Here is an 8673-nt window from a genome sequence, read left to right on the forward strand (position 1 = left end):
GGGATTAAGGGGGGATCAAAGACAAAATCTATTTTCAATTTAATTATAACCACTTACTTAGCTATAGTTGTCAATAGGTTGTCTTTTTCCCCTTTTTCAATTCATAGTTAAGAATACATTGGCCCACATATCTGGCCAAATTAACAGGGACAGCATTGCCAATCATTTGTTCTAGATTAGATTTTGTTCCAGCAAAAATAAAGTCTTTAGGAAAAGTTTGAATATAGCTTCGCTCGATTGTTGTTAACGGTCTTAATTTTTCCTTAAGATGACAAGCATCCCCGGGATGTTGTCGATAGGTTTTGGGAACTGGTCGATTTACTCCTCGAATAGTAGGGCTAGGTTCATAAATACTGAATATCGCCCTTCTTTGATAGCTTCTAGGATGTCTATAATAGTATTCTATATCTAATTCTTTGCCCATATAGTCAAATACAGTCAGAGGTTGACTTGATAAATTGTTATTGATTTCATCGATCAAAAAATCATCTTCTTCGTTCATTTTACCGATCAGAAAATATCTTTTTCTAGTTTGAGGAACTCCGCAGTAACAAGAATTAATAACTTTTCCAGTTAAACCATAACCATGGCTTTTAAAAATTTGTTTTGCTTGAATGAGTATTTTACTTTTCTCAATTCTATCCACATTTTCCATAACAAACCATTGCGGACTTACTCCAGTTACAATTTCGGCGAATGTGAGCGTTAGATTCGCTCGTCCTAAACCCTCGTCTCTCTTCCCAGCACTGGAAAAGTCTTGACAAGGAGGGCTGCCGACAATAATCTCAGGATTATATTGAGCAAATATTTCTTGGCTAGATTCTCTAGATAAATCGACATTAAATATCGGATGACTAAAGTTATTTCTATAGACATCTATAGCAGGTATCCAATTATCAAATGCGGCCACAATAGTAAACCCCGCTTTCTGGAAACCTAAAGATAAACCACCACAACCAGCGAATAAATCGATTGTGATCATTTTGCTCCCTCCCCTAAATTAAACAAATCGGGTGAATTATAAATAATAGCATCAAATCGCCTTTCAGGACTCAATAAATTTTGTCCACCTCCTAAAATAATTTCTCTGATTTCTGACTTGTTAATTCTGGGTCGATGCAAAATTTCTGAACGCATATACCGGTTGGTAATTTTGCCGCTTAATGCAAACGCTTTATCGTTTTTTGTATTGTAAGAAAGTTGATCGATTATTTTTCTATGATTGATGCGCTCCTGTTTGCTGAAATCGTCAAGCATTTTGAACAGCCATATCGCAGAACGTATTTGTCTGGAAATACTTTTTTCTATTCTCGCTTCAAATTTAGTCAGATCTACGAATAGCCGAGTGAAAGCTAGATCGCTCCAAACGAACACATCTAAACATTGCTCTGCCAATTTTGAAGATTTGCCTTCCGTTTTCCAGATAGGCTGTATTAAAAATGGTTGTTGATAGGGCAATAAATCAAGCGATAGTCGGTCAATAACGCCAACTATTGATAGTAAATAAGGCATTACCTCTCTCGGTTCTGTCCAGTCTTGAATAGAATCGAAATCACTACCGATAATCTCCTGTAATTTTTGTATATTTTGCCTAATGTGATTAATTATACTACAGGCGAGATACACAATGGTATCTGGTCTAACCACTATTTCACATCCATAACGAATATCTTCTAAGTCACAAGTTGTATTGTCTGGTAAAGCGGTTAATTTAATTTCCAGACCTCGAAGACAATTACCGTTATCGATTCTCTGGGTTACTAGATCGACTCTAGGCAAACTACCGATTACAAATTGATTATACGGCGTAAATTGACTCTCGAAAGCATAAAATAAATTATCGGAATCGGGAGCTAGACCGTATAACTCTTGTGTACTTAACTCCGCCGGTTGAACTTTTAAATTTTCATCGAGTTTCAGATAGACATTTTTCAGTCCTTTCCCATCCAAGTAAGCGCACAAAGAAGCTGGAAATGAGGAGTTAAATTGATTTTTACCCCATGTTTCTTTTTGGCTAAAATCCCGATTCGAGTGCTTCAATCCGAATAAACTAGGCTTAAATATTGCCGATTTTCCCATTACCTCAACCCGATCGCTGAAATTATCTCATCAATAATCTTAATAGCAATAAACGGCGCGATCACGCCTCCCACGCCGTAGATGAGGATATTGCGCCGCAATAGTTGGTCGGCGGTGAGCGGGCGAAATTGAACGCCTTTAAGTGCTAGGGGAATCAAAACGGGGATAATCAGGGCATTGTAGATCAGGGCTGAGACGATCGCCGATTGAGCGCTTTTCAAACCCATAATGTTTAAAGCACCGATCCCGGCAGCGGCGAAAATCGTCGGGATAATGGCGAAATACTTAGCAATATCGTTAGCTACCGAAAACGTGGTCAGGGCGCCGCGGGTAATTAATAACTGTTTGCCGATGGTCACTAAATCGATCAGCTTGGTCGGGTCGGAATCGAGATCCACCATATTAGCCGCCTCCTTCGCCGCTTGGGTTCCAGAGTTCATCGCCACACCGACATTAGCCTGGGCCAGTGCCGGTGCGTCGTTAGTGCCGTCCCCCGTCATGGCAACTAACTTGCCCTGGGATTGCTCGCGACGGATCACCTCGATCTTATCTTCCGGGGTAGCCTCGGCGATAAAATCATCCACCCCCGCCTCCGCCGCGATCACCGAGGCCGTGATCTGGTTGTCGCCGGTGAGCATGATCGTTTTCACACCCATGCGCCGTAATTGGTCGAAACGCTCTTTTAATCCTGGTTTCACTATATCTTTGAGATAGATCACCCCGTAGATATCGTTACCCCGACAGACGGCCAGGGGAGTTCCCCCCAAACGGGAAACCCTTTCCTGTGCCTGATCGAGGCTGGCGGGAACGGAACCACCCCTAGAACGGACGAAACCTTTAATCGCTTCTACGGCCCCCTTGCGGTATTCCTCCCCGTCCCTATCGGTGCCGCTCATGCGGGTACGAGCCGAGAATGGGATTGCCTCACCGGGTTGGCCATCGATATCGGGGTTTGCGCCCAAATTCCGGGCTAAGGTAACGATCGAGCGTCCTTCCGGGGTTTCGTCGAAAAGGCTGGCCGCTAGACAGACCTGGGCTAATTCCTCGAGGTTATGACCGTTGGCGGGGATAAATTCGTCAGCCAGCCGGTTGCCGAGGGTGATTGTTCCCGTTTTGTCGAGAAGGAGGGTATTTACGTCACCGCAGGCTTCCACGGCGCGTCCAGAGGTGGCGATGACATTAAACTGAGCCACACGATCCATCCCAGCGATGCCGATCGCACTCAATAAACCGCCGATCGTCGTGGGAATGAGGGCGACGAGGAGGGAGATCAAGATGGCGATACTGGAGCCGGCCCGAAAGGTATTCGCCACCGCAGGACTGAGGCTCGTTTCCAGAAAACCAGCGATATAGTTCCCAATCGGCGGAATCGTGGCGACGACAATTAAAAAGACTTGGGTTAACACGGCTAGAAGTACCGTCAGCGCGATCTCGTTGGGGGTTTTCGTGCGCTCGGCCCCTTCCACCAGGGAGATCATGCGATCGATAAAACCCTGGCCGGGGTCTTGGGTGATCCGCACTGTCAACTCGTCCGAGAGAAGCCGCGTACCACCGGTGACGGAACTGGCGATGTCGGTGCCGGGTTGTTTGAGGACCGGGGCCGATTCTCCGGTGATCGCCGATTCATCCACCGAACCGATTCCCTCGATCACTTCCCCGTCGGCGGGAATCACGTCCCCAGCCAGCAGTTTTACCCGATCGCCCCGACCCAAGGCCGTGGAACTGACCGACTCGATCGAACCGTCGGCCAGGATTTTTCGGGCGATCGTGTCGCTGCGGGTCGATCGCAGGGCATCGGCCTGGGCTTTTCCCCGTCCCTCGGCGATCGCCTCGGCGAAGTTGGCAAACAGCACGGTTAAGAAGAGGATCAGGGTGATGATGCCGTTAAGTAGCCGTTGTTGTCCCTTCTCCCCAGCGATCGTGCCGAATAGATACGGGTCGATCGTCACCAGGGCCGTGACGATCGTTCCCAACCAGACCACGAATAGGACAGGGTTACGCACGGCGATGCGCGGGTCGAGTTTGAGAAAGGACTGCCGGATCGCGCTTTGATAGAGACCGGTCCGGTTTACCTTGGGGGTATGGCGCCGGTCGTCCCGGCGACCTCTCGGCACTCGCAACGGTCGGGGGGATTTGGAATTTCCTTTGTTCGTTCTCATAAATTATCTAAACTCCTAGCCGATCATCCGGGTGATTTGAAAGGCTTCCGCGATCGGACCGAAGGACAATATCGGCAAGAAAGTCAGCGCACCGAGAATTAAAATCACCCCCGCCGTCACGCCGGTAAAGAGTCCGGTATCGGTGCGGAGGGTTCCGGTGGTGGCGGGAACTGGTTGTTTGCGGGACATCCCATCGGCTAACAAGAGCAGGGCAGCGATCGGGATATACCGTCCGGCCAATAAACTGAAGCAGGCGCTGAGATTCCACCAGAGAGCGGTCATCGTCGGTTTCGCCCCAGCCGCGATCGCGAGCGGTGCGGGTTGGGAGTCCCCCAGTCCCTCGAAGCCCGATCCGTTATTGGCGGCGGCGGAAGCGTACTCGTAGATAACTTGAGATAATCCGTGAAAGCCGGGGTTACTGATGCCCTGAAAGTCAGGAAAGGCAAGAGCGATCGCTCCAGGGATGAGGATGGCGATCGGGTGAACCAGCAGAATTAAAAAACTCGCTAACACCACTTCCCGTTTCTCAATTTTGCGCCCGAGGAATTCCGGGGTTCGTCCCACCATCAACCCGGTGACGAATACCGCGAGGATTAGATAGGCAAACAGGTAGGCGGTGCCAGTTCCCTGACCGCCGAAAACGATTTGCAGGAAGAGATTCGAGAGGGTGGCGAAGCCGCCGTTCGGCATCAAGGAATCGTGCATGGCGATCACCGCACCGCACATGGTGGCTGTGGTAGTTACCGCGTACAGGGCCGATTGCGCCCAACCGAAGCGTACTTCTTTCCCCTCGAAGTTAACCGCTCGATCGACCCCCAGCAGGGAGTTAACCGCCTGGTTGCCGTTATATTCCCCGATTGCGGTGATGATCGTAAAGCCGATGAAGATACCGAGGGGAATTAGATAGATTAACCGAGCTTGCTTGAGATTATCGGCGAAAATACCGTAGGTATAGATCAGGGAGGTGGGAATCGAGAGAATCGCCACCAACTGCACCAGATTGACGAATCCGTTCGGGTTTTCAAAGGGGTGGGCCGAGTTGCTGGCAAAAAAGCCGCCGCCGTTTTCTCCCAATTCCTTAATGATCTCGAAGTGGGCCACTGGACCACGGGCGATCGCCTGACTCAGGTTGGGGTTTTCTAGCGTCGGCAAGATCGCCGGGCCGGCGAGGGTTTCTGGGACTCCGGCGATGATCAGGGCAATTGCTCCCACGATCGAGAGCGGTAAGAGGATACGGGTGATCGCTCGGATCAGATCGACGTAGAAATTGCCCAACGGTCGCCCCGTCAGTCCCCGAATAAAGGCGATCCCCACCGCTAGACCGGTTCCGGCCGAGGTGAACATTTGGTAGCCGAGTCCCCAGATCTGACTCCCGTAGCTGAGGGTGGTTTCTCCGGAATAATGCTGTTGGTCGGTGTTGGTGATAAAGGAAATCGTCGTATGTAGCGTGGTGTCCCAAGTGGGGGCGGGGATCCCCGTCGGGTTGAGGGGAAGGACTCCTTGGCCCGCAATCAGGGAAAAAACCAGAATTGCTATTACTGCGTTACTGTAGAGAACGGCGCGGGCGTACTGCCAGCCGGTCATATTCTCTTTCCCTTTCACCCCGACGAAGGTGTAAAGAAGACTCTCGACTCGATCGCACAGTGGGTCGAGTAGGGTTCTCCGTTCCATGAACACCCTAGCCATATAGCGCCCGAAAAAGGGGGTGATTGCCACGATTATCAGGATCGTGAGCGCGATTTGAATCCATCCTTGCAACATGGTTCGATCAACTCCAAAAAAAAGCCCGTGGAGGCTCGATCAATGATCGACCGGGAAAATCACGGGTTCGCTGTCTCGAAACCGCTTGAGAAAACCAAGTTTGTCTAATCATTAGCGCTCGTTAACCAGTGGATGATCGAGGGGTTACTATCGCCTCTGCTGGTAATGATTGTAGCGATTTCTTGCACCTTGACAAGCTATATTTTTTCCGTTCGTTATCCTATCAGCTTTTACGCACTTATGCAGCAATACCAACAATTAGCAATTATCCTAAATCCAGTTATTAAAAACTGATTATCTATTCCCCCTTTTGCCTCTTGCCTCTTGCATGAGTGCCTATCCTGATATGTTACCTATACTTAACGGATTTAGTATTATAAGTAGTCGTGCAAAATTAATTTCCTAGTCGAGACTCCGAGACAGGAGACTCCGAGACAGGAGACGGGGGACTCCGAGACAGCTAAGTAGTCGTGCAAAATAAATTTCCTAGTGAAGAAAGGCAAAGGGCAAGAGGCAAGAGGCAAAGGGGGGGTTAGATATGTGTAATTAATTTTGCCTAGGTACTTATCAGGGATCAGATTTGAATTTTTAGTTCACTGTTTACTGATCACAACAAAAAGCGTTTGGCTGACGGGTGACGGCTTGGATGTGTAATTAATTTTGCTTAGGTACTTAAGATAATTTTTCCGCCAGACTCACCGACCGATTCTATTTCTGAGCAGAGATTTACAACATTTCTTATAGGAATAAATTATAAACTCATGGGTTATTATCCTCTGAATAATAGCTGCTAACTCCTGAAAAGGAAGACTCTGTACCTAGCCATTAAAATAACTGCTATCCCACCTTTCAGAATTTGGTTCCGTGGGAATATTTTCTTCATCTTCCACTTCTGTCTGCGCTACATAATAGAATTTTAGGTCATCGAGCATATCAGTTATTGCTCTTTCTACAGCAATTTTTATCGAAAATTTTGGTTAAAACCCCGTCGTGAAACGACGGCTTTTCTTGATCTTTAATAGAGCATCTGAGAACTTCCAGTGGCGCACCTCTCAGTTATCAGTTATCAGTTATCAGTTATCAGTTATCAGTTATCAGTTATCAGTTATCAGTTATCAGTTATCAGTTATCAGTGGGTAAGTTATCAGATGTGATTTTTTAAGTGTGCAGTATTAAATAGAATTTTCCTACTGACTTGAAAGTGGGAAGTGGGAAGTGGGAAGTGGGAAGTAGGTACTACTTTCATCCTTGACGGTGTAACTTGTTGCATCGGTACTGTCTTTTTACTGATCACTGATCACTGATTACTGATTACTGATTACTGATTACTGACCGACTTGACATTATTGATAGACCTAGTTAAAATAGAGTACAGATAGACACATTTTAAACCAACAATGAAAGCAAGGTATCAATATCGCCTTTACCCAACAGACCAACAAAAAAAGCTTTTGTCTCAGTTGTTCGGGTGCGTGCGTGTTGTCTGGAACGATACCTTAGCTTACTGCCAAGAACTCTAAGTACCTAGGCAAAATTATTTACACATGACGATCATTGCCCCGTAAGGGTTTTAGCTCGATCGGGCAGGTAATTAATTTTGCATGACTACTTATCAACAAGGAGAAAAAAAGCCAAAATATACCGAGTTTTCCAAAAGACTAACTCAGACTAAAAAAACAGAATAAAGAAAGTGGTTAACTGAGGTTTATTCTATTCCTTTACAACAGTCTTTGAGAGATTTAGAGACAGCCTATTCTAACTTTTTTGCATCTTGTCAGGGAGAAAGGAAGGGAAAAAAAGTAAAACCTCCCAAGTTTAAAAAACGTAAATCTCAACAATCGGCAAGATTTACTGACAATGGTTTTACCGTTAATCAACACCACGTTACTTTGGCAAAAATCGGTGATTTTAAAGTCGTTTGGAGCCGTCCATTACCCTCTAAACCTTCTAGCGTCACCTTGATTAAAGACGCAGCAGATCGATACTTTCTCAGTTTCGTTGTCGAGATTCGTCCTGAAACTTTGCCAGATAACAAGCAAACCATAGGGATCGATCTAGGGATTGCTACCTTTGCGACTCTTTCAACAGGGGAAAAGTTCAACGCACCAAAACCGTTCAAGAAACGATTAAAACGACTAAGAAAGGCACAGAAAAACCTTTCTAGAAAACAGAAAGGAAGTAAACGACGGGAAAAAGCCAGAAAACAAGTGGCTGAAATCCACGCAAAGATTAAAGACACTCGCACTGATTTTTTGAATAAACTATCCCCTAGAGTTGTTCGTGAAAATCAAACAATAATTTTAGGGGATTTAAACACATCAGGAATGGTTAAAAATCGTAAGTTATCCCGTGCCATATCAGACTGAGGATGGCGTTCTTTTCGAGATATACTATCAGCAAAATCTGATAAATATGGGCGTGATTTTCGGATAATTTCCCGATGGGAGCCAACTAGCCAAAGATGTTCCTGTTGTGGGAATATTGGCGGGAAAAAGGCGTTAAATATCCGCGAGTGGGAATGTCTTTTTTGTGGGACTTTCCATGATAGGGATGTAAACGCCGCAATTAAGTGCGATTCGTTCAGTCGAAACCTAGAAATAGGGGGATGACTGGCCTCTGTTGAGTAACCCTAACTGGGTTGAGTACGCACTTTAATCCTCAGCAGATGACAACT

Annotated in this window: 4 protein-coding genes and 1 pseudogene; 1 reads left to right on the forward strand and 4 read right to left on the reverse strand. The window is 46.5% G+C overall.

Annotated elements, in window-relative coordinates; translation table 11 throughout:
- Positions 1–70: 70 nt before the first annotated feature.
- Genes EWV66_RS02110 through kdpA form a run of 4 tightly spaced genes read right to left on the reverse strand, consistent with a single transcriptional unit; the run spans position 71 to position 5999 of the window.
- Complete coding sequence (locus EWV66_RS02110; protein ID WP_287107853.1) at positions 71–982, reverse strand: DNA cytosine methyltransferase; 912 nt, start codon at positions 980–982, stop codon at positions 71–73.
- Positions 979–2079 carry a HindVP family restriction endonuclease gene (locus tag EWV66_RS02115; RefSeq protein ID WP_287107854.1) on the reverse strand — a complete coding sequence of 367 codons (1101 nt, stop codon included), beginning with the start codon at positions 2077–2079 and terminating at the stop codon, positions 979–981. Before EWV66_RS02115 ends, EWV66_RS02110 begins: the two co-directional genes overlap by 4 nt.
- Positions 2079–4238 carry a potassium-transporting ATPase subunit KdpB gene (kdpB, locus tag EWV66_RS02120; protein WP_052278285.1) on the reverse strand — a complete coding sequence of 720 codons (2160 nt, stop codon included), beginning with the start codon at positions 4236–4238 and terminating at the stop codon, positions 2079–2081. The genes EWV66_RS02115 and kdpB overlap by 1 nt, the downstream gene beginning before the upstream one ends.
- 15 nt (positions 4239–4253) lie before the next feature.
- Positions 4254–5999: a potassium-transporting ATPase subunit KdpA gene (gene kdpA / locus EWV66_RS02125; protein WP_287107855.1), complete on the reverse strand. Its 1746-nt coding sequence runs from the start codon at positions 5997–5999 to the stop codon at positions 4254–4256.
- A 1397-nt stretch (positions 6000–7396) separates the two neighbouring features.
- Here kdpA and EWV66_RS02130 point away from each other — a divergent pair.
- Positions 7397–8608: pseudogene (locus EWV66_RS02130) on the forward strand (RNA-guided endonuclease InsQ/TnpB family protein).
- The last annotated feature ends 65 nt before the right edge of the window (positions 8609–8673 follow it).

It is taken from the genome of Microcystis sp. M_OC_Ca_00000000_C217Col (genome assembly GCF_007095585.1).
In the GTDB taxonomy this organism is placed as follows: Bacteria; Cyanobacteriota; Cyanobacteriia; order Cyanobacteriales; family Microcystaceae; genus Microcystis; species Microcystis panniformis.